Here is a 1159-nt window from a genome sequence, read left to right as displayed (position 1 = left end):
CGCCGGTGGTGGTGGCGCGGGCGTCGTCGGTGGTGGTGCCGGCGTCTGAGGTGGGCGGCTCCTCGGAGGCCGGGGCCAGGGCCTGGGCCGGAGCGGCCTCGCGGGCCACCGGGGTGCCCGTCCAGCGTCCGCGCAGGGCGATCAGTACGCCCATGGCGATCGCCAGGAGCAGCAGCGAGACGGAGGTCGCGGCTTCGGGCCTGTCCTGCAGCAGCAGGTACACCTGGAGCGGCAGGGTCTGGGTGGTGCCGGGCAGGTTCCCGGCGAAGGTGATCGTCGCCCCGAACTCGCCCAGCGCGCGGGCCCAGGTCAGCGCCGCACCGGCGATCAGGCCGGGGGCGACCATGGGCAGGGTCACGGTGAAGAACACCCGGACCGGCGAGGCGCCGAGCGAGGCCGCGGTCTCCTCGTAGCTCTGCTTGAGACCGCCGAGCGCGCCTTCGAGGCTGATCACCAGGAAGGGCATGGCGACGAACGTGGCCGCGACGACGGCGCCCGAGGTGTGGAACGGCAGGGTGATTCCGAAGGCGCCCTCCAGCCAGGGGCCGAGCAGCCCGCGCCGGCCGAAGCCGAGGAGCAGGGCGACACCGCCGACGGTCGGCGGCAGCACCATCGGGAGCAGGACGAGGGAGCGGACCAGGGCCTTGCCCTTGAAGTCGACGCGGGCCAGCAGCCAGGCCAGCGGTACGCCGAGGAGCAGCGAGAGGGCCAGGGCCCACAGGGACACCAGCAGTGAGAGCTTCAGGGCCTCCACCACGCCGGGGCTGGTCAGGTGGACGCCGAGCTCGCTCCACCGCGTGCGGGCGAGGATGCCGATGAGCGGCAGCAGCAGGAACGCGACGGCGAGCAGAGCGGGAAGCGCCAGGACCAAGGGGGGCCGGGTGCGGGCCCGGTTACGGACGCGTGTGCCGGGGCGCGTGCCGGTTCGGCTGCGGAGTCTGCTCATGAGGGTTCCTGGCTGCGGGTGGTGGATGCGGGAGAAGCGTAGGCCGCCGGTGGCGGGGCCGGGGCCGGTGCACACGCGGCGAGGGGCTGCCAGTCCCCCCCGGTCATGCAGCCCCACTGGGGGTTCGGGTGGTAGGGCGGGCACGCCATCTGGGAGCCCCCGGCCGGGCGGATGTTCATCGCCGACGGTGTGCTCACCCAGGCCAAGAAGGCC

Annotated in this window: 2 protein-coding genes; both read right to left on the bottom strand. The window is 74.1% G+C overall.

The features are described 5' to 3' along the window. Positions 1-946: ABC transporter permease (locus ACWGIU_RS38245; RefSeq protein ID WP_453712748.1), on the bottom strand; the 946-nt coding region annotated here is incomplete at its 3' end. After that, a partial coding sequence (locus ACWGIU_RS38240) for a hypothetical protein (protein WP_453712747.1) occupies positions 943-1159 on the bottom strand: 217 nt, incomplete at its 5' end. The genes ACWGIU_RS38240 and ACWGIU_RS38245, both read right to left, overlap by 4 nt.

It is taken from the genome of Streptomyces sp. NPDC054840 (assembly GCF_053611065.1).
This window is presented reverse-complemented; position numbering and strand designations above follow the sequence as displayed.